Source organism: Caballeronia novacaledonica (assembly GCF_900258035.1).
GTDB classification, from domain to species: domain Bacteria; phylum Pseudomonadota; class Gammaproteobacteria; order Burkholderiales; family Burkholderiaceae; genus Caballeronia; species Caballeronia novacaledonica.
Genome location: NZ_OGTP01000018.1, coordinates 14,806 through 34,205, shown reverse-complemented (window position 1 = coordinate 34,205; position 19,400 = coordinate 14,806). Strand labels below are relative to the sequence as shown.

17 protein-coding genes are annotated in these 19,400 nt (G+C 63.7%); 2 read left to right on the top strand and 15 right to left on the bottom strand.

Going from position 1 to position 19,400, the window contains the following annotated elements; all coding sequences use genetic code 11:
* The first annotated feature begins 42 nt into the window (after positions 1–42).
* On the top strand, positions 43–234 hold the full coding sequence (yacG, locus tag NOV72_RS22535; RefSeq protein ID WP_106856783.1) for a DNA gyrase inhibitor YacG: 192 nt from the start codon (positions 43–45) through the stop codon (positions 232–234).
* A 13-nt stretch (positions 235–247) separates the two neighbouring features.
* On the opposite strand, the gene NOV72_RS22530 is transcribed toward yacG, so the two are convergent.
* The 4 genes from NOV72_RS22530 to secA all read right to left on the bottom strand — a co-directional run bounded on the left by NOV72_RS22530 (position 248) and on the right by secA (position 5,744).
* Entirely contained in the window at positions 248–679 is a 432-nt protein-coding gene (locus NOV72_RS22530) for an NUDIX domain-containing protein (protein ID WP_106856782.1), read from the bottom strand.
* A complete protein-coding gene (locus NOV72_RS22525) occupies positions 676–1,539 on the bottom strand; it encodes an ATP-binding protein (protein ID WP_106856781.1) in 864 nt (287 codons plus the stop codon). The genes NOV72_RS22530 and NOV72_RS22525 overlap by 4 nt, the downstream gene beginning before the upstream one ends.
* Before the next feature lie 2 nt (positions 1,540–1,541).
* On the bottom strand, positions 1,542–2,771 hold the full coding sequence (argJ, locus tag NOV72_RS22520; protein ID WP_106856780.1) for a bifunctional glutamate N-acetyltransferase/amino-acid acetyltransferase ArgJ: 1,230 nt from the start codon (positions 2,769–2,771) through the stop codon (positions 1,542–1,544).
* 159 nt (positions 2,772–2,930) lie between these two features.
* The gene (secA, locus tag NOV72_RS22515; RefSeq protein ID WP_106856779.1) at positions 2,931–5,744 is read right to left on the bottom strand and encodes a preprotein translocase subunit SecA; all 2,814 of its coding nucleotides are present in this window, start codon (positions 5,742–5,744) and stop codon (positions 2,931–2,933) included.
* 287 nt (positions 5,745–6,031) lie between these two features.
* Here secA and NOV72_RS22510 point away from each other — a divergent pair, with 287 nt between their 5' ends.
* The gene (locus NOV72_RS22510) at positions 6,032–6,517 is read left to right on the top strand and encodes a DciA family protein (protein ID WP_106856778.1); all 486 of its coding nucleotides are present in this window, start codon (positions 6,032–6,034) and stop codon (positions 6,515–6,517) included.
* Between the two features lie 50 nt (positions 6,518–6,567).
* On the opposite strand, the gene lpxC is transcribed toward NOV72_RS22510, so the two are convergent.
* The 11 genes from lpxC to mraY all read right to left on the bottom strand — a co-directional run bounded on the left by lpxC (position 6,568) and on the right by mraY (position 19,390).
* Positions 6,568–7,485 (bottom strand): UDP-3-O-acyl-N-acetylglucosamine deacetylase, encoded by a 918-nt coding sequence (gene lpxC, locus NOV72_RS22505; RefSeq protein WP_106856777.1) that lies wholly within the window; start codon positions 7,483–7,485, stop codon positions 6,568–6,570.
* 263 nt (positions 7,486–7,748) lie between these two features.
* Positions 7,749–8,252 carry a peroxiredoxin gene (locus tag NOV72_RS22500; RefSeq protein WP_106856776.1) on the bottom strand — a complete coding sequence of 168 codons (504 nt, stop codon included), beginning with the start codon at positions 8,250–8,252 and terminating at the stop codon, positions 7,749–7,751.
* 283 nt (positions 8,253–8,535) lie between these two features.
* Positions 8,536–9,744: a cell division protein FtsZ gene (gene ftsZ / locus NOV72_RS22495; RefSeq protein WP_106856775.1), complete on the bottom strand. Its 1,209-nt coding sequence runs from the start codon at positions 9,742–9,744 to the stop codon at positions 8,536–8,538.
* 110 nt (positions 9,745–9,854) lie between these two features.
* On the bottom strand, positions 9,855–11,087 hold the full coding sequence (gene ftsA / locus NOV72_RS22490; RefSeq protein WP_008342980.1) for a cell division protein FtsA: 1,233 nt from the start codon (positions 11,085–11,087) through the stop codon (positions 9,855–9,857).
* A gap of 26 nt (positions 11,088–11,113) precedes the next feature.
* The gene (locus NOV72_RS22485; RefSeq protein ID WP_106856774.1) at positions 11,114–11,866 is read right to left on the bottom strand and encodes a cell division protein FtsQ/DivIB; all 753 of its coding nucleotides are present in this window, start codon (positions 11,864–11,866) and stop codon (positions 11,114–11,116) included.
* Between the two features lie 34 nt (positions 11,867–11,900).
* Complete coding sequence (locus tag NOV72_RS22480; RefSeq protein ID WP_106856876.1) at positions 11,901–12,842, bottom strand: D-alanine--D-alanine ligase; 942 nt, start codon at positions 12,840–12,842, stop codon at positions 11,901–11,903.
* A gap of 28 nt (positions 12,843–12,870) precedes the next feature.
* Positions 12,871–14,274: a UDP-N-acetylmuramate--L-alanine ligase gene (gene murC, locus NOV72_RS22475; protein WP_106856773.1), complete on the bottom strand. Its 1,404-nt coding sequence runs from the start codon at positions 14,272–14,274 to the stop codon at positions 12,871–12,873.
* Entirely contained in the window at positions 14,275–15,393 is a 1,119-nt protein-coding gene (gene murG, locus NOV72_RS22470; protein ID WP_106856772.1) for an undecaprenyldiphospho-muramoylpentapeptide beta-N-acetylglucosaminyltransferase, read from the bottom strand.
* Positions 15,390–16,616: a putative lipid II flippase FtsW gene (gene ftsW / locus NOV72_RS22465; RefSeq protein ID WP_425428757.1), complete on the bottom strand. Its 1,227-nt coding sequence runs from the start codon at positions 16,614–16,616 to the stop codon at positions 15,390–15,392. Before ftsW ends, murG begins: the two co-directional genes overlap by 4 nt.
* Positions 16,617–16,663: 47 nt before the next feature.
* Positions 16,664–18,175, bottom strand: coding sequence for a UDP-N-acetylmuramoyl-L-alanine--D-glutamate ligase (gene murD, locus NOV72_RS22460; protein ID WP_106856770.1), 1,512 nt, complete (start codon positions 18,173–18,175; stop codon positions 16,664–16,666).
* A gap of 45 nt (positions 18,176–18,220) precedes the next feature.
* The gene (gene mraY / locus NOV72_RS22455) at positions 18,221–19,390 is read right to left on the bottom strand and encodes a phospho-N-acetylmuramoyl-pentapeptide-transferase (RefSeq protein WP_106856769.1); all 1,170 of its coding nucleotides are present in this window, start codon (positions 19,388–19,390) and stop codon (positions 18,221–18,223) included.
* Positions 19,391–19,400: the final 10 nt, after the last annotated feature.

Below are 19,400 nucleotides of genomic sequence, written 5' to 3'. Positions count from 1 at the left end.
GATGTTGATCGGAGCCGGCGCGATTCGCCACGTCTTACCGTCATGACCACTGTCGTCAAATGCCCGACCTGCGGCAAGAATGTCCGCTGGGTTCCGGAAAACCGCTTCCGCCCATTCTGCTCCGATCGCTGCAAGCAGATCGATCTGGGCGCGTGGGCGGCCGAGAAGTACAAGATTTCGGGCAACTCTCAGGAAACGCCGCCGGACGACGATTCCCACGGCGGTCTGAACTAACGTTCCGCTTCGCTTATTCGCGCTCTTCCTCTTCGAGCCATTCGAGGATCGGAATGGCCGCGGGCAATAGCGGAGCCACGTCGACAGGAAGCGTCTGCCAGGCGATCGCCTGACCTTCGCGCCCGAGCGGCGTCCCCTTCCATTCCGTCACCTTGCAGAAAAAAAGACGCACGTACGCATGCGGATAATCGTGTTCGAGCGTGCGCCAGAGCTGACACGCGGTGACGTCGATGCCCAGTTCCTCGTGCAATTCGCGCCCGAGCGCCGCCTCGATGCTCTCGCCCGGTTCCAGCTTGCCGCCGGGAAATTCCCAGTAACCTTCGTACGGTTTGCCGGCGGGCCGCTGCGCGAGCAGATAGCGTCCGTCGTGCTGCACCATCACGCCGACGGCCACTTCCGTCACCTTGCGGCCATCGGGCGCGATGTCGGTCTGCGATTGCGTCATTGCTTGCGTCCCGACCAGTCGCGTGCGAACTGCCACGCCACGCGTCCCGACCGCGACCCGCGTTCCAGCGCCCACACGAGCGCATCGCCGCGCGCGCTTGCGACTTCCGCATCGTCGCAGCCGAAATGCTTCAGCCAATGCCCGACGATCGACAGATAGTCGTCCTGCTTGAACGGATAGAAACTGACCCACAGGCCGAAGCGTTCGGACAGCGAGATTTTTTCCTCGACCACTTCGCCGGGGTGAATCTCGCCATCGGACGTGTGCTTGTACGTCTCGTTGTCGCTCATGTATTCAGGCAACAAATGACGGCGGTTCGACGTCGCGTAGATCAGCACGTTGTCCGATTGCGCCGCGACCGAACCGTCGAGCGCGACCTTCAGCGCCTTGTAGCCCGATTCGCCTTCCTCGAAAGAAAGGTCGTCGCAGAACACGATGAAGCGCTCGGGCCGCGCCGAAATCAGATCGACGATATCGCCGAGGTCGTGCAGATCGTCCTTGTCGACTTCGATGAGACGCAGGCCGTCCTTCGAATATGCGTTCAGACACGCCTTGATCAGCGACGACTTGCCCGTGCCGCGCGCCCCCGTCAGCAGAACATTGTTCGCGGGCAGCTTGCTCACGAACTGCTGCGTGTTCTGCTGAATCAGACCTTTTTGACGGTCGATGTTCTGAAGGTCGTCGAGCGAAATTTGCGAGATCGCCGGCACGGGTTGCAGGAAACCGCGCCCCTGACGCTTGCGCCAGCGAAACGCCACCGCGGAGTTCCAATCGATATCGGGCGCCGCCGGCGGCAACATGCCTTCGATGCGCGCCAGCACGGCCTCGGCGCGCGTGAGAAACCGTTCGAGTTTGTCCATGCTTACGAGCGATAGTCGGCGTTGATGCTCACGTAGTCGTGCGAGAGGTCGCAGGTCCAGATCGTCGCGGTCGCGTTGCCGCGTCCGAGCAGCACGCGAATCGCGATTTCGCTCTTTTTCATCACGCGCTGGCCGTCTTCTTCCTTGTATTCGGGATTGCGTCCGCCCGACTTCGCGACGAGAACGTCATCGAGATAAAGATCGATCTTGCCGACGTCGAGATCCGTCACGCCCGCGTAGCCGATCGCCGCGAGAATGCGGCCGAGGTTCGGGTCGGAAGCGTAGAACGCGGTTTTCACCAGCGGCGAATGGCCGATCGCGTACGCGATCTGGCGGCATTCCGCCGCGTCCTTGCCGCCTTCCACCGTGATCGTCATGAACTTCGTCGCGCCTTCGCCGTCGCGCACGATGAGTTGCGCGAGTTCCTGCGCCACTTCGGTGACCGCGTCGCGCAGTGCGGCGTACGCGGGCGAATCCGTCGACGTGATCGCGGGCAGGCTCGATTTGCCTGACGCGATCAGGATGAACGAGTCGTTGGTCGACGTATCGCCGTCGATGGTGATGCAGTTGAACGAGCGATCCGCGACATGCTTCACGAGCTGGTCGAGCACCGGCTGCGCGACGTTGGCATCGAAGGCGAGGAAGCCGAGCATCGTTGCCATGTTCGGCTTGATCATGCCCGCGCCCTTGCTGATGCCCGACAGCGTGACGACGTGACCGTCGATCGTCACCTGACGCGACGACGCCTTGGCGAGCGTGTCCGTCGTCATGATGGCTTGCGCGGCGTCGAACCAGTGCGCGGGTTTCTGATTTGCCAGCGCGGCCGGCAGACCGGCCTTCAGGCGATCGACCGGCAGCGGCTCGAGAATCACGCCGGTCGAGAACGGCAGGATCTGTTGCGCGTCGACGCTCAAGAGGCGCGCGAGTTCCGCACACGTTTCGCGAGCGTGCGCCATGCCGGGCTCGCCCGTGCCGGCGTTCGCGTTGCCGGTGTTCACGACGAGCGCGCGAATGCCCTTTCCTGCCGCGAGATGCTCACGGCAAACCGTAACGGGCGCGGCGCAGAATCGATTCTGGGTGAACACGCCCGCGACGCTCGCGCCTTCATCGACGCGAATGACGAGCACATCCTTGCGATTGGGCTTGCGGATATTCGCCTCGGCCCAGCCAAGCGTGACGCCGGCGACGGGATGAAGCGCTGCGGGATCGATCGAGGGGAAGTTGACGGCCATGTTCGCGTCTCGCTGAAGGTGGCGAGTGCCGGCTATCGAACCGGCACGCTTGGGAAGACTGACGCCGCCTCGCTAAGCGAAACGGGCGCCGTGAAAAATCGAGACCTGCAAAGACAAACGACGCATCGCTGCGTCGCCTGTTCCTCGGTCACGAGCCGATTAAGCCAGCTTGCCGTGACAGTTTTTGTACTTCTTGCCGCTGCCGCACGGACACGGATCGTTGCGGCCGACCTTCGGCACGTCGTCCGAGGGATGCGTGGCGACGCTGACATCGTCGCCGGCGGCCATCGCCTGGCTGACCATCTGCGCGGTGGCGCTCGCCGCGGCTGCGGCGGGCGTCGGTTCGGCGGCCGGCGCGTTGAAGTCCGCGTGCGTGAACGACACGTTCTCGAGATGGCTGCCCTTTTCTTCGTACTGCTCGGCGGCTTCTTCGAGTTGTTCCGGCGACTGGATCTGCACATTCATCACGACGCGCGTGACTTCCTGCTTGACGGCATCGAGCATTGCGGCGAAGAGTTCGAACGCCTCGCGCTTGTATTCCTGCTTCGGGTTCTTCTGCGCATAGCCGCGCAGATGGATGCCCTGACGCAAGTGATCGAGCGCGGCGAGGTGCTCGCGCCAGCGGCTGTCGAGCGTCTGCAGCATGATCGAGCGTTCGAACGCGCTGAACGACTCGCGGCCGACCATCGCGACCTTCGCTTCGTACGCTTCGTCGGCGGCGGCGAGCACGGCTTCGCAGATCTCTTCGGCGTCGATCGAATTCGACTCGTTGATCATTTCCTGCACGGCGAGGTCGAGCGACCATTCGTTGCGCAGCACTTCTTCCAGTTCCGGCGCTTCCCACTGCTCTTCGATACTGCCCGCCGGCACGAACGTGCGCACCACGTCGCCGATCACGCTCTGGCGCATGGCGGCGATGGTTTCCTGCACGTCGTTCGCTTCGAGCAACTCGTTGCGCTGCTGGTAGATCACCTTGCGCTGATCGTTGGCGACGTCGTCGTATTCGAGCAGTTGCTTGCGGATATCGAAATTGCGCGCTTCGACCTTGCGTTGCGCGCCTTCGATCGAGCGCGTCACCATGCCCGCTTCGATCGGCTCGCCTTCCGGCATCTTCAGGCGATCCATGATCGCGCGCACGCGGTCGCCCGCGAAAATGCGCAGAAGCGGATCATCCAGCGACAGATAGAAGCGCGACGAACCCGGATCGCCCTGACGGCCCGCGCGGCCACGCAACTGGTTGTCGATACGGCGCGACTCGTGACGCTCGGTGCCGATGATATGCAGACCGCCCGCAGCCTTCACGTGATCGTGCAGCGTCTGCCATTCGTCGTGCAGCTTCTGGATGCGCGCGGCTTTCTCGTTCTCGGGGATCGAGAGATCCGCGTCGATGAACGACGCCTGTTTCTCGACGTTGCCGCCGAGCACGATGTCCGTGCCGCGGCCGGCCATGTTCGTCGCGATCGTGACGGCGCCCGGACGGCCCGCTTCCGCGACGATCGCCGCTTCGCGCGCGTGCTGCTTCGCGTTGAGCACTTCGTGCTTCACGCCCGCCTGACCGAGCAGGCCGGACAGCAATTCGGACGCTTCGATCGACGTCGTGCCGACGAGCGTCGGCTGACCGCGCTCGACGCAATCGCGGATGTCGCGAATCACCGCGTCATAGCGTTCCTTCGACGTCTTGTAGATCTGATCCTGCTTGTCGACGCGCTTCGGCGGACGATTGGTCGGAATCACGACCGTTTCGAGGCCGTAAATCTCGTTGAATTCGTACGCTTCCGTGTCCGCGGTGCCGGTCATGCCGGACAGCTTCGCGTACATGCGGAAATAGTTCTGCAGCGTGATGGATGCGAGCGTCTGGTTCTCGGCCTGAATCTGGACGTGTTCCTTCGCTTCGACGGCCTGATGCAGCCCGTCCGACCAGCGGCGGCCCGTCATCATGCGGCCCGTGAATTCGTCGACGATCACGACTTCGCCGTTCTGCACCACGTAATGCTGATCGCGCAGGAAGAGCGTATGCGCGCGCAATGCGGCATAGATGTGGTGCATCAGCGTGATGTTCTGCGGCGCGTAGAGGCTTTCGCCTTCGCCGATCAGGCCCCACTCGGCGAGCAGGCGCTCGGCCTTTTCGTGGCCCGATTCCGTCAGGAACACCTGGCGCGCCTTTTCGTCGAGCGTGTAATCGCCCGGCTTCTCGACGCCCGTGCCGTCCGCCTTCTCCTCGCCGATCTGCTGTTCGAGCAGCGGCGGCAGCGCATTCATGCGCACGTAGAGGTCGGTGTGATCTTCCGCCTGACCGGAAATGATGAGCGGCGTACGTGCTTCGTCGATCAGGATCGAGTCCACTTCGTCGACGATCGCGAAATTGAGCGGCCGCTGCACGCGCGCGGTGGTCTCGTAGACCATGTTGTCGCGCAGGTAGTCGAAGCCGAACTCGTTGTTCGTGCCGTAGGTGATGTCCGCCGCGTACGCTTCCTGCTTCTGCGAGTGCTCCATCTGCGACAGATTCACGCCGCACGAGAGCCCGAGGAAGTTGTAGAGACGCGCCATCCATTCGGCGTCGCGCTGCGCGAGGTAATCGTTCACCGTGACGACGTGCACGCCGCGGCCCGACAGCGCGTTCAGATACGCGGCGAGCGTCGCGACGAGCGTCTTGCCCTCGCCGGTGCGCATTTCGGCGATCTTGCCGTAGTGAAGGACCATGCCGCCGATGAGCTGGACGTCGAAGTGGCGCATTTTCAGGACGCGCTTGCTCGCTTCGCGGCAGACCGCGAACGCCTCGGGCAGGATCACGTCGAGCGATTCGCCGCCCGCGACCCGCTGGCGGAACTCGTCGGTCTTGGCGCGCAGCTGGTCGTCCGAGTATTTCTCGACGGTCGGCTCGAGGGCATTGATCGCCGCAACGGTCTTTTGATACTGCTTGACCAGCCGCTGATTGCGGCTGCCAAAAATCTTCTGAAGGAAACCGGTCGTCATCGGATCAGTGTCTGCGTCGCGGCTTCGGACGGGCGCATGTGCAAGCTGCGTCCGGGCTCGGAGAACCTCGGCGACTTAAGTCCATAAGGTGAATTTCGAGTCGAGAATTTTAGCACGCGAGTTTGTCGGACCTTGCGTTGCCGTACCGGCGCGCGCGTCGGACCGGCGCGACAGTCAACGGGTTGAAAGCTTTCCGGTAAGCATCGCCCGAAAAGGCTCTCGCCCGGGAAGAACAGGATGCCTCGCGTACAATCGAAGCGTTCCATCGGGCGTTCGCCTTATCAAAAATGAGCCGCTTTTCTACAAATTCAAGGTCGCGTTTCGATCCACGCAAGCCGCAAGCCGTCGCCGACGTACTTGATCGCACCGATGCGTTTCGCGCGTTGCGTGCGGGCGTCGAGCAAGTGGCGGCGCTGCAGCGCGATTTGAGTGCGCTCTTGCCGGATTATCTGGCGTCGAACGTGGAACCGGGATTCATCAAGGACGGCGTGCTCGCACTCTTTGCCGCGCATAACGCGCTGGCCGCGCGTCTGCGGCATCTGGAGCCGCGCCTGCTTTCGGATCTTCAGCAGCGCGGCTGGGCCGTCAATGCGCTGAAAATCCGCGTGCGTCCGCAATCGATGAAAGAGCCCGCGCCGCCGAAGCAGGCGCGCATGTCGCCGGCGGGCGCTTCGGCGCTGCAGGAGCTGGCCGAAACGCTCGAGCCTTCACCGTTGCAGGAAGCACTCGCGCGGATGGCTTCCCGTCACCAGGGCCGCACGCAAAAAAAATGAGCGGCGCTTTCGCTGCCGCTCATTTCTGACTGCTGGCTTATTGCTCGAAATCAGGCAAATGCCGTCTGCGTATCGAAACCGAAACCGCGCGGTGCCTTCTGCGTGTCCTCGAACGTGACGATTTCATAGGCGTCTTCGTTTGCGAGCAGTTCGCGCAGCAACATATTGTTCATGGCGTGACCGCCCTTGTACGCCTTGTACGATGCCAGCAACGGATGGCCGACCACGTACAGGTCGCCGATCGCGTCGAGCATCTTGTGCTTCACGAACTCGTCGTCGTAACGCAGGCCGTCGTTATTCAGAATGCGGTATTCGTCCAGCACGATCGCGTTGTCCATGCTGCCGCCGCGTGCGAGTCCCAGTTCGCGCATCATCTCGACTTCGTGCGCGAAGCCGAACGTGCGGGCGCGGGCGATTTCGCGGACGTAGGACGTCGTGGCGAAGTCGACTTCCAGCGCCTGACCGGTCTTGTCGACGGCCGGATGGCGGAAATCGATCGTAAAGCTCAACTTGAAGCCGAAATACGGTTCGAGGCGCGCGAACTTGTCGCCATCGCGCACTTCGACCGGCTTCGTCACCTTGATGAATTGCTTCGCCGCGTTCTGTTCTTCGATACCCGCCGACTGGATGAGGAACACGAACGATGCCGCGCTGCCGTCCATGATCGGGATTTCCTCGGCGGTCACGTCGACATAAAGGTTGTCGATGCCGAGACCCGCGCACGCCGACATCAAGTGCTCGATGGTCGACACGCGCGCGCCGTCCTTCTGCAAGACGGACGCGAGACGTGTGTCGCCGATAGCCATGGCGGACGCGGGAATGTCGACCGGCTCGGGCAGGTCGATGCGCGAAAATACGATGCCCGTGCCAATAGGTGCGGGGCGCAGGCTCAGATTCACCTTGCGACCGGAATGAAGCCCGATCCCCACGGTTTTGACGACGGTCTTGATTGTTCGCTGCTTCAACATGATGTTCTTTCCGATTTGTGTTCCCTATAAAGAGAATCAATCGTGCGTTAAATTCCAATAGCTCGAATTATACTCCATTCACTGCGCGCCGTCCTGATCCGGGAGGTATCAACTGTTTCCCTGTGTTACGTCGCGGCGGCCAGATTACGTAGTAGAACGGGCCGATGCCCGGAATGGAGGCATTTCCGGTCATCGGCCCCAAGCTGCGGCTCAGTGCGAGGGCGCGTTGAGCGTTGCGCGCAGGCAACGCGGCGCCGCTGCACTCAGCGCAACGTCGCCAGGATGCTTTGAGCGTCGCTGACTTCGAACTTGCCGGGCGCTTCGACTGACAGCGTCTTGACCACGCCGTCGTCGATCACCATCGCATAGCGCTGGGAACGAATTCCCATGCCACGCTCGGACAAATCCTGATCCAGTCCGAGTGCCTGAGTGAAACGCGCACTGCCGTCCGCAATCATCTTCACCTTGCCCGAGGCTCGAAGATCGCGTCCCCACGCGCTCATGACGAACGCGTCGTTGACGGAAACGCACCAGATTTCGTCGATTCCCGCAGCGGACAGATCCGCCGCGGCTTCGACGTAGCCAGGCACGTGTCTGGCGGAGCATGTCGGCGTAAACGCGCCCGGCAATCCGAAGATCACCACGCGCTTGCCGGCGCTCCGCTCGCGCACCGGGAACGCATTCGGTCCCACGGCACAGCCCTCGGTGGCCTCCTCGATGAACTCGAAGAGACGCACGTCGGGCAACGCATCACCCACTTTGATCATGCTCGGTCCTTCCCTCGTCAGTGCTCGCGGACATCCTCGCGATTGCATCGTCCCGCGACCTTGCCGAACGTCGTTGCGGCAATGTCGGCTTCAATCTGCCTTCCTCGACGTCAGGGGCAGATTCGTGGGGGTCGGCTGGCCACGGCCCGGCGTCCATTGTGCATCCAGGACGCGGCCTTGGACAGTCGCCCCACGCGAAGCCTGCATCATCCGCACGAAACGTTCAGCGCGTGCACACGGTGAGCTGAATCTTCATACCGACTCAGCGATAACGTGCGCCCGCTCAGTCCGCCTGCTTGCGCAGGAACGCCGGAATGTCATACGTATCGACGCCTTTTTCCTGCAGCGCCTGCACGTGCGATGCCGCGGTTTCGCGCGTCGAACGCCACACGGCCGGGGTGTCGAGCTGACCGTAATCCGTCGTCGATTGTCCGTGCTGCGCGCCGTACGTGTTGTGCGAAGCCTGATGGCCGTGCGAGATCGGCTGGTTGTCGGTGCCCGTGCGCAGGAGGGTCATCGGCGCTTGCTGCTGCTTTTTCGCCGCGCGGCCCAGACCCGTTGCCACCACCGTCACGCGCAGTGCGTCGCCCATCGCGTCGTCGTACACGGCGCCGAAGATCACCGTTGCGTCGTCGGCTGCGTAGCTCTTGATGGTGTTCATCACTTCACGCGTTTCCGACAGACGCAGCGAACGGCTCGACGTGATGTTCACCAGCACGCCACGCGCACCCGACAGATCCACGCCTTCCAGCAGCGGGCTTGCGACAGCCTGCTCGGCGGCGAGACGCGCGCGATCGACGCCGGCGACCGTCGCCGTGCCCATCATCGCTTTGCCCTGCTCGCCCATCACCGTCTTCACGTCTTCGAAGTCGACGTTCACGAGACCATCGACATTGATTATTTCCGCGATACCGGCCACTGCGTTGTTCAGCACGTCGTCCGCGCACTGGAAGCACTTGTCCATCTCGGCGTCATCGCCCATCACCTCGAACAGCTTGTCGTTCAGCACGACGATCAGCGAGTCGACGTGATCCTCCAGTTGCTGCGAGCCGGCTTCCGCCACGCGCATGCGGCGGCCGCCTTCGAACTCGAACGGCTTGCTCACCACGCCGACGGTCAGAATGCCCATTTCCTTCGCGATCTGCGCGACCACCGGCGCCGCGCCCGTGCCCGTGCCGCCGCCCATGCCCGCGGTGATGAACACCATGTGCGCGCCGCGCAGTGCATCGGCGATGCGCTCGCGCGCGTCTTCCGCCGCTTCCTTGCCCTTCTCCGGCTTCGCACCCGCGCCGAGACCGGTCATGCCCAGTTGCAGAACCGCCGGCGCGCGGGAACGCGCGAGCGCCTGTGCGTCGGTGTTCATGACGATGAAGTCGACGCCCTGCACACCACGGTTGATCATGTGCTGAACCGCGTTGCCGCCAGCACCACCAACGCCCACGACCTTGATGATCGTTCCGTTGGTTTCCGTTTCCAGCATTTCGAAATCCATGTTGCCTCCGTCAAGAATGAAGATCGGCGTTATTCGGCGAAAGATCGGGCAACCTTTCGTCGCGCGCCAGCCGCCGGTACCAGCGCGTAATTCTTTTTGTTGCTTGTTGTTTAGAAGTTCCCGAGGAACCAGTCCTTCATCCGCGAGAACACTTGTCCCATCGAACCGTTCTGCACCGCGACCTTGCGGCCGCGCATGCGTTGCGAGCGTCCTTCGGCGAGCAGGCCCATTGCCGTGGAATAGCGCGGATTGCGCACCACGTCGGCGAGACCGCCCGCGTATTCCGGCACGCCGATGCGCACCGGCTTCAGGAAGATGTCTTCGCCGAGCTCGACCATGCCGGGCATCATCGCCGCGCCGCCGGTCAGCACGACGCCGCTCGACAGCAGCTCTTCGTAGCCCGACTCGCGCACGACCTGCTGCACCAGCGAGAACAGCTCTTCGACGCGCGGTTCCACGACCGCCGCCAGCGCCTGACGCGACAGCGTGCGCGGACCGCGCTCGCCCAGGCCCGGCACTTCGATCATTTCGTCCGGATCGGCGAGCGCCTGCTTCGCGATGCCGTAGCTCACCTTGATGTCTTCCGCGTCGGGCGTCGGCGTGCGCAGCGCCATCGCGACGTCGCTCGTGATCTGGTCGCCGGCGATCGGAATCACGGCCGTATGACGGATCGCGCCTTCGCTGAAGATGGCGATATCGGTCGTGCCGCCGCCGATATCGACGAGCACCACGCCGAGTTCCTTCTCGTCCTCGGTCAGCACCGCGAGCGACGACGCGAGCGGCTGCAGAATCAGGTCGTTCACTTCGAGCCCGCAGCGGCGCACGCACTTCACGATGTTCTGCGCCGCGCTCACCGCGCCCGTCACGATGTGCACCTTCACTTCGAGGCGGATGCCGCTCATGCCGATCGGCTCGCGCACGTCTTCCTGGCCGTCGATGATGAATTCCTGCGTCAGGATGTGCAGCACCTGCTGATCGGTAGGAATGTTGATCGCCTTGGCCGTCTCGATCACGCGGGCGACGTCCGCCTGCGTGACTTCCTTGTCCTTGATCGCGACCATGCCGCTCGAATTGAAGCTGCGGATATGGCTTCCGGCGATGCCGGTGAATACGTTCGTGATCTTGCAATCGGCCATCAGCTCGGCTTCTTCGAGCGCGCGCTGGATGGATTGCACCGTGGCCTCGATATTAACCACGACGCCCTTCTTCAACCCCTTCGAGTCGCTCTGACCGAGTCCGATCACCTCGTAGTGGCCTTCGCCCTTCAGTTCGGCGACGATCGCGACCACCTTCGACGTTCCGATGTCGAGGGAAACCAGCAGGTCTTTGTAGTCTTTGCTCATAGCGTGCTCATGCCCGTGATGTCTGCTTACTTCTTGGCCTTGTCGGTGTCGTTGATGAAGCGCATGTTCGCGGCTCGTATGGCGAAGCCGTTCGGGTACCGCAAATCCGCATATTCGATGTCTTTCCCCCATCGTCCCGTGACGGACGTCCACGATGCGACAAAACGCTTGCAACGATCGCTCAGCGTGTCCTGATTGCGCTCGCGGCCGAGTTCGATCTGCGTGCCGTTCGAGAGCTTGACCGTCCACGCGAAGCGCGGCGACAACGTCACTTCCTCCGGCTTCGCGTCCAGCGGCGCGAACCACTTCTCGAAATCGTGATACCGCGCGACCACTTCCTTCGCCGTGCCCTCGGGGCCGTCGAACGCGGGCAGATCGTCGTCGAGTTCGCCCTGATTCGCCGTGAAGAGATCGCCGTCGACGCTCACCAGTTGATCGTTGCCCCACGTGCCGAGCGGCTTGTATTCCTCCAGCGTCACCGCGAGCGCATTCGGCCACACGCGCCGCACGCTCGCGTGGCGCACCCACGGCACCTGCTCGAACGCGGCGCGCGCCGCATCGAGATCGACGGTGAAAAAGTTGCCCTTCAGATGACCGACCACGCTCGCGCGCACGACCGGCGAACTGACGTGCGCCGTGTCTCCGTCGATCTGAATCTCGTGCAGGCGAAACTCGGGACGCTGGATCGCCCAGTAACCCGCGGCGCCCAGAAGCAGCAGCACGAGCACGACGTGCAGCGCATTGGCGGCGAGGTTAAGTTGGCGAACGTTGTTCCACATGGTTTCGCTTGTTCGTGTCGTGTGTGTGATCGACCTAATTCTTCAGCGTGAGCGACAGCACCTTCACGACGAGATCCTTGTAGCTGATGCCGACCGCGCGCGCGGCCTTCGGCGGCAGCGAGTGATCGGTCATGCCGGGCGCCGTGTTCACTTCGAGGAAATACGGGTTGCCGTCCGAGTCGAGCATGAAGTCGGCGCGGCCCCAGTCGGTGCAGCCGAGGATTTCGAACGCGCGCTTGGTCAGTTGCTTCATGCGCGTTTCTTCGGCGTCGGTCAGGCCGCACGGAATCAGGTACTGCGTGTCGTCGGCGACGTACTTCGCGTGATAGTCGTAGAACTCGCCCGCCGGCACGATCTTGATGACCGGCAAGTCGAGATCGCCCGCGATGCAGCACGTGAATTCGCCGCCGCCCTCGATACTTTTCTCGACGATCACGATCTTGTCGAAGTTCGCCGCTTCGGCGAGCGCGGGCACGAGCGTTTCCGCGCTCTTCACCTTGATGACCGCGACGCTCGATCCTTCGCTCGCCGGCTTCACGAACAGCGGCAGCCCGAGTTTCGCGATGATGTCCTGCGCGCGCGCCGCGTAGTCTTCGCCGCGAAAGACGGTTTCGAACGGCGGCGTCGGAATGCCGGTCTGCTGCCACACGAGCTTCGTGCGCAGTTTGTCCATGCCGAGCGCCGAACCGAGCACGCCGCTGCCCGTGTAACGAATGCCGTAGAAGTCCAACGCGCCTTGCAGTTGTCCGTTTTCGCCGTAGCCGCCATGCAGCGCGATGAACGCGCGCACGAAGCCCTCGGCCTTCAGATCCGAAAGCGGATGCCGGGCCGGATCGAACGGATGTGCGTCGATGCCTGCGTCACGCAGACCTTCGAGCACGAGGCGCCCGGAATTGAGCGAAACCTCGCGCTCGGCGGAGTTTCCACCGAGCAGCACCGCGACTTTGCCGAAGGCTTTTGGATCGATTTGATTCACCTGGTTGCTCATGTTCTTGATACCGCTCTTACTGTGACTGGCCATTTGCCACGTTGGCCAGCTTTCCGCACACGCCGCCGATGGAACCCGCGCCCATCGTGATCACCACGTCGCCGTTGCGCGCGAGGGTCGTGACCGCGTCGGGCACTTCGTCGATCGTCTCGACGAACACCGGCTCCACCTTGCCCGCCACGCGAATCGCGCGTGCCAGCGCACGGCCGTCCGCCGCGACGATGGGCGCTTCGCCTGCCGCGTAGACGTCGGTGAGCACGAGCGCATCGACGGTGGACAGCACTCTCACGAAATCCTCGAAGCAGTCGCGCGTGCGCGTATAGCGATGCGGCTGGAACGCGAGCACGAGACGGCGATCCGGAAACGCGCCGCGCGCCGCCGCGATCGTCGCCGCCATTTCGACCGGGTGATGACCGTAGTCGTCGATCAGCGTGTACGCGCCTTCGCCGCTGCTCGCGTTCACTTCGCCGTAACGCTGGAAGCGCCGGCCCACGCCGTTGAATTCGGCGAGCGCACGCTGGATATCGGCATCTGCGACTTCGAGTTCAGTCGCGATTGCAATTGCCGCGAGCGCGTTCTGCACGTTGTGCGTGCCCGGCAGGTTCAGCACGATGTCGAGCGACGGCGCGTCTTCGCGCAGCGTCGTGAAATGCATGCGGCCGTCGCGCGCCTCGACGTTCACCGCGCGCACTTGCGCCTCGGCGCCCAGGCCGTAGCGGATGATCGGCTTCGACACGAACGGCAGGATTTCGCGCACGTTCGGATCGTCGACGCACAGCACCGCGATGCCATAGAACGGCAGCCGATGCGTGAACTCGATGAACGCCTGCTTGAGCCGCGCGAAGTCGTGGCCGTAGGTGTCCATGTGATCGGCGTCGATGTTCGTGATGACTTCGATCACCGGGAAAAGATTCAGGAACGATGCGTCGGATTCGTCGGCTTCCGCGACGATGAAATCGCCCGTGCCGAGACGCGCGTTCGCGCCCGCGCTGTTCAGGCGCCCGCCGATCACGAAGGTCGGATCGAGTCCGCCCGCGGCAAGCACGCTCGCGACGAGCGAAGTCGTCGTGGTCTTGCCGTGCGTGCCGGCGATCGCGATGCCCTGCTTCAGGCGCATCAGCTCCGCGAGCATGACGGCGCGGGGCACGATGGGCACGCGGCGATGACGCGCCGCGAGCACTTCGGGATTGTCGGAACGCACAGCCGTCGATACGACGACCGCATTCGCGCCTTCGATGTTCTGCTCGTCATGGCCGATCTCGACGCGCGCGCCGAGCGCCCGCAGCCGCTCGGTCACGGCGTTGTTCGAGAGGTCCGAACCGCTCACGTGATAGCCGAGGTTGAGCAGCACCTCGGCGATGCCGCTCATGCCTGCGCCGCCGATCCCGACGAAGTGAATATGCTTGACGATATGTTTCATTTAATGTGCCTCCCGAGCTTGCGCGTTCACACGCGCGCCGGCCACGTCGGCGCATATGCTCGCGACCTTTTCGGTCGCGTCCGGTTTCGCGAGTGCGCGCGAACGCTCGGCCATTTGCTCGAGCGATGCGCGCGTCTGTGCGCGTAGCCATTCGGCGAGCTTTTGCGCCGACAAATCGCGTTGTTGTATCAGTTCAGCCGCGCCGTTCTTCGCGAGAAAGGCGCCGTTGGTCGTCTGGTGATCGTCGACGGCGAACGGGAACGGCACGAAGAGCGCAGCCACGCCGACCGCCGCGATCTCCGAGACCGTCATCGCGCCCGAGCGGCAGATGACGAGATCCGCCGATGCGTACGCGCCCGCCATGTCTTCGATGAACGGCACGAGTTGCAGGTCTTCGCCGCGCGTGAGACCCGCCGCCGCGTAGTTTGCCTCCAATGCTTCGATATGCTTCGCGCCCGCCTGATGAACGATGCGCGGACGCTCGTCCGGCGAAAGCATCGCGAGCGCCTTCGGCACCGTTTCGTTCAATGCGGCCGCGCCCAGACTGCCGCCGACGACGAGCACGTTCAGGCGTCCGGAACGCGCGGCGTAGCGTACTTTGGGTGGCAACGCGCTCGTTAGTTCCGCACGGATCGGATTGCCGGTCCATTCGGCATTCGGCAGAGCATTGGGGAACGCGACGAGCACACGCTTCGCGAGATGCGCGAGCACCTTGTTCGCGAGTCCGGCGATCGAATTCTGTTCGTGCAGCACGAGCGGGCAGCCCGCGAGCTTCGTCATGATGCCCGCCGGAAACGTGATGTAGCCGCCCATGCCGAGCACGACGTCCGGCTTCACGCGACGCAGCGCGGCGAGGCTCTGCGAGCACGCGCGCAGCAGATTGACCGGCAACATCAGCTTCGTCCTGATGCCCTTTCCGCGCACGCCGCCGAAGCGCACGTATTCCATCGGAATGCCGTGTTTCGGCACGAGCGTCGCTTCCATGCCGTTCGCGTTGCCGAGCCACACCACGCGCCAGCCGTGCGCCTGCATCCAGTGCGCGACCGCGAGCCCCGGGAACACGTGGCCCCCGGTGCCGCCCGCCATCACCATCAAGGTGCGGTCGCGTTGCGCGGTCATACTTTTCCTCCGCGCATGAGCACCCGGTTTTCGTAATCCACGCGCAGCAAGACAGCCAGTGCGACGCAGTTCAGCAGAATGCCCGAGCCGCCGTAGCTGACGAGCGGCAGCGTGAGACCCTTGGTCGGCAGCAGGCCGAGATTCACGCCCATGTTGATGAACGTCTGCGCGCCGAACCAGATGCCGACGCCCTTCGCCATCAGACCGGCGAACGTGCGATCGAGCGCGAGCGCCTGACGGCCGATCTCGAACGCGCGGCGCACGATCCAGTAGAACAGCAGGATCACGCAGATCACGCCGACGAAACCGAGCTCCTCGCCGATCACCGCGAGAATGAAGTCGGTATGCGCTTCCGGCAGGTAGTTGAGCTTTTCGACGCTGCCGCCAAGCCCGACGCCGAACCACTCGCCGCGTCCGAACGCGATCAGCGAGTGCGTCAACTGATAGGCCTTGCCTTGCGCGTAACGGTCGTCCCACGGATCGAGGTAAGCGAAGATCCGCTCGCGACGCCACGGCGATGCCCACACGAGCAGCGTGAACGTGCCGACCGCCGTCGCCACCAGCCCGCCGAACAGCTTGCCGTTGACGCCGCCGAGGAACAGCACGCCCATCGCGATGGCCGCGATCACCATGAACGCGCCCATATCGGGTTCGAGCAGCAGCAACGCGCCGACCGCGCCGACCGCGACCGCCATCGGCAGAAAGCCCTTGCCGAAGCTGTGCATGAATTCCTGTTTGCGCACGGTGTAGTTCGCGGCGTAGATCGTCACCGCGAGCTTCATGATCTCCGACGGCTGCATGTTCGTGATGCCGAGCGGAATCCAGCGGCGCGCGCCGTTCACGCCCTTGCCGACGTGCGGAATCAGCACGATGACGAGCAGCACCAGCGCGAAGAGGAACAGCTTCGGCGCGTACTTCTCCCACGTCTTGACCGGAATCTTGAACGCGATGATCGCGCCGACGAGCGCCGTCGTGATCGAGATCAGGTGGCGCACGAGGAAGTGATAGTCGCGGTAGCTCGCGTACTTCGGCGAATCGGGCATCGCGATCGACGCCGAGTACACCATCACGATGCCCAGACCGAGCAGCGCGATCATCACCCACAGCAGCGAATAGTCGTAGTCGAGCATGCGCGAGCGCGCGGGGCGCACGCCGTTCACCGCGCTCGAAATGCCGCCACGCGTACCGGCGTTCGAGCGGCCCGCGAGCGAGTCGCTCGGCATCGCGCTGCGCTGGCCCGTGAGTTTCGATCCGAAGCGGTCCGACCAGCTCATAGCATCACTCCCCGCGCGGCGGCGATTTCTTCGACCGCGCCGCGAAACACGTCGGCGCGGTGTGCGTAGTTTTTGAACATGTCGAGGCTCGCGCACGCGGGCGAAAGCAGCACGGCGTCGCCGGCTTCCGCGATGCGCGCGGCGGCGTTCGTCGCGGCTTCGAGCGTGGCGTGATCTTCGAGCACGACGCCCGTCGATACGAGCGTTTCGCGGATGCGCGGCGCGTCGCGGCCGATCAGCATGACCGCGCGCGCCCAGCGTGCGACGGGCGCTTCGAGCGGCGAAAAGTCCTGGCCCTTGCCGTCGCCGCCGGCGATCAGCACGATGCGTTGCGCGAGGCCATCGAGCGCCGCGACCGTTGCGCCGACGTTGGTGCCCTTGCTGTCATCGACGTAATCGACGCCGTCGATCTGCGCGATCACTTCCACGCGATGCGGCTCGCCGCGATATTCGCGCAGGCCGTGCAACAGCGCGGCGAGCGGCAGATCGATCGCACGCGCGAGCGCGAGCGCCGCGAGCGCGTTCGCCGCGTTGTGAAGGCCGCGAATACGCAGCGCGTCAACAGGCATCAGCCGCTTCGAAACGACGTTCGGTTCGCTGACTTCCTGCTTGCGTCGACGCGACGGCGCGGGTTCGTCGGCGGCGTCGCGATCGATGCCGATGCTCAGCCACGCCACGCCGTTTTCGCGCAGCAAACCGTAATCGCCGACATGACACGGCTCGTTCAGCCCGAACGTCACGACGCGGTCCTGCGCGATGTTTTTCGCGAGCGCCATCGTGCGCACGTCGTCACGGTTCAGCACGCGCGTCGTGCGCAAACCGAAGATGCGGCCTTTCGCGGCGGCATAGGCGTCGAGGCCGCCGTGCCAGTCGAGATGATCCTGCGTGATATTGAGCACCGCGGCCGCATCCGGGGCGAAGGTATGCGCGGTTTCCAACTGGAAGCTCGACAGTTCGAGCACCCAGACATCCGGGAGCGCGGTTTGATCGATGGCCTCGGTGAGCTTGTCGAGCATCGACGGGCTGATGTTGCCCGCGACCGCGACCGACTTGCCCGCGCGTTCGCACAACAAGCCGGTGAGCGCGGTGGTCGTGGTCTTGCCGTTCGTGCCGGTGATCGCGACGACCTTCGGCGCGTAACCGTTTTCGCGCAGTCCGCCGAGCGCCTGCGCGAAGAGTTCGAGTTCGCCCCACACGGGAATGCCGCGTTCGTTCGCCGCGGCGATCAACGGCGCGAGATCCGGCGCGAGCGGCGAAAGCCCCGGGCTGATCGCGACGAGTTCGATGCCGCCATCGAGCAATGCGGGCGTGAACGCGCCGCCGATGAAGTCCGCATCGATCTTGTGGATCGCGAGCTCGGAAAGATTCGGCGGCGTTTCGCGCGTGTCGGCGATCTTCAGGCGGCAACCGTGCCTGGCGCACCAGCGCGCCATCGCCAGACCGGATTCACCGAGTCCCAGCACGAGCACCATCGGACTTTGCCGACCGACAAACTTCTCGCCAAACATCGCTTTACCTTTCCCAAAGACCTGAAACCGCGAAATCCAAAAAAATCAACGCAACTTGAGCGTCGACAAACCGAACAGACACAGCATCAACGTGATGATCCAGAAACGCACGACCACTTGCGTTTCGGTCCAGCCGGACAGTTCGTAGTGGTGATGCAGCGGCGCCATCTTGAAGAAGCGCCGGCCTTCGCCGTAGCGGCGCTTCGTGAACTTGAACCAGAAGACCTGCAGCATCACGGAAAGCGTTTCCGCGACGAAGATCCCGCCCATGATGAAGAGCACGATCTCCTGACGGACGATCACCGCGACCGTGCCGAGCGCGCCGCCGAGCGCGAGGGCGCCGACATCGCCCATGAAGACTTGCGCGGGGTGCGCGTTGTACCAGAGAAACGCGAGACCCGCGCCGCCCATTGCGGAACAAAAGATCAGAAGTTCGCCCGCGCCGGGAATGTGCGGGAACAACAGATATTTCGAGTAGACCGAGCTGCCCATCACGTAGGCGAACGCGCCGAGCGACGCGCCCACGAGCACGACGGGCATGATGACGAGACCGTCGAGGCCGTCGGTGAGATTCACGGCGTTGCTCGCGCCGACGATCACGAAGTACGTCAGCGCGATAAAGCCCCACACGCCCAGCGGATAGCTGATCGCCTTGACGAACGGCAGCATCAGGTCGGCGCGCGCGGGCAGGCCCATCGAGAGGCCGCTGCGAACCCACGCCATGAAGAGATCGAACACGCGCGCGTTGTTCGCCTCCGAGACGCTGAACGCGAGATACACGGCCGCAAAAATGCCGATCACCGATTGCCAGAAATACTTTTCGCGCGAGGACATGCCGCGCGGATCCTTGTGCACAACCTTGCGATAGTCATCCACCCAGCCGATCACGCCGTAGCCGAAGGTGACGAGCATCACGATCCACACGAAGCGGTTCGTGAGATCGGCCCAGAGCAGCGTCGACACCGCGATGCCGATGAGAATCAGCACGCCGCCCATCGTCGGCGTGCCGGACTTGACGAGGTGCGTTTGCGGGCCGTCTTTGCGCACGGCCTGGCCGACCTTGAGCGCGGTCAGCTTGCGAATGACCCACGGGCCGCAAACGAGGCCGATCAAAAGCGCCGTCGCCGTGGCTCCCACGGCGCGGAACGTGATGTAGGTAAACACGCGCATGAAGCTGGCGTCATTCTGAAGCCATTGCGCGAGTGCGAGTAGCATACGGGTCCTT

What these genes read in the sequence shown, in the direction of transcription:
- yacG (WP_106856783.1), top strand. Translation starts at nt 43, where the DNA reads ATGACCACTGTCGTCAAATGCCCGACCTGCGGCAAGAATGTCCGCTGG.
- NOV72_RS22530 (WP_106856782.1), bottom strand. Translation starts at nt 679, where the DNA reads ATGACGCAATCGCAGACCGACATCGCGCCCGATGGCCGCAAGGTGACG.
- NOV72_RS22525 (WP_106856781.1), bottom strand. Translation starts at nt 1,539, where the DNA reads ATGGACAAACTCGAACGGTTTCTCACGCGCGCCGAGGCCGTGCTGGCG.
- argJ (WP_106856780.1), bottom strand. Translation starts at nt 2,771, where the DNA reads ATGGCCGTCAACTTCCCCTCGATCGATCCCGCAGCGCTTCATCCCGTC.
- secA (WP_106856779.1), bottom strand. Translation starts at nt 5,744, where the DNA reads ATGACGACCGGTTTCCTTCAGAAGATTTTTGGCAGCCGCAATCAGCGG.
- NOV72_RS22510 (WP_106856778.1), top strand. Translation starts at nt 6,032, where the DNA reads ATGAGCCGCTTTTCTACAAATTCAAGGTCGCGTTTCGATCCACGCAAG.
- lpxC (WP_106856777.1), bottom strand. Translation starts at nt 7,485, where the DNA reads ATGTTGAAGCAGCGAACAATCAAGACCGTCGTCAAAACCGTGGGGATC.
- NOV72_RS22500 (WP_106856776.1), bottom strand. Translation starts at nt 8,252, where the DNA reads ATGATCAAAGTGGGTGATGCGTTGCCCGACGTGCGTCTCTTCGAGTTC.
- ftsZ (WP_106856775.1), bottom strand. Translation starts at nt 9,744, where the DNA reads ATGGATTTCGAAATGCTGGAAACGGAAACCAACGGAACGATCATCAAG.
- ftsA (WP_008342980.1), bottom strand. Translation starts at nt 11,087, where the DNA reads ATGAGCAAAGACTACAAAGACCTGCTGGTTTCCCTCGACATCGGAACG.
- NOV72_RS22485 (WP_106856774.1), bottom strand. Translation starts at nt 11,866, where the DNA reads ATGTGGAACAACGTTCGCCAACTTAACCTCGCCGCCAATGCGCTGCAC.
- murC (WP_106856773.1), bottom strand. Translation starts at nt 14,274, where the DNA reads ATGAAACATATCGTCAAGCATATTCACTTCGTCGGGATCGGCGGCGCA.
- murG (WP_106856772.1), bottom strand. Translation starts at nt 15,393, where the DNA reads ATGACCGCGCAACGCGACCGCACCTTGATGGTGATGGCGGGCGGCACC.
- ftsW (WP_425428757.1), bottom strand. Translation starts at nt 16,616, where the DNA reads ATGCCGAGCGACTCGCTCGCGGGCCGCTCGAACGCCGGTACGCGTGGC.
- murD (WP_106856770.1), bottom strand. Translation starts at nt 18,175, where the DNA reads ATGTTTGGCGAGAAGTTTGTCGGTCGGCAAAGTCCGATGGTGCTCGTG.
- mraY (WP_106856769.1), bottom strand. Translation starts at nt 19,390, where the DNA reads ATGCTACTCGCACTCGCGCAATGGCTTCAGAATGACGCCAGCTTCATG.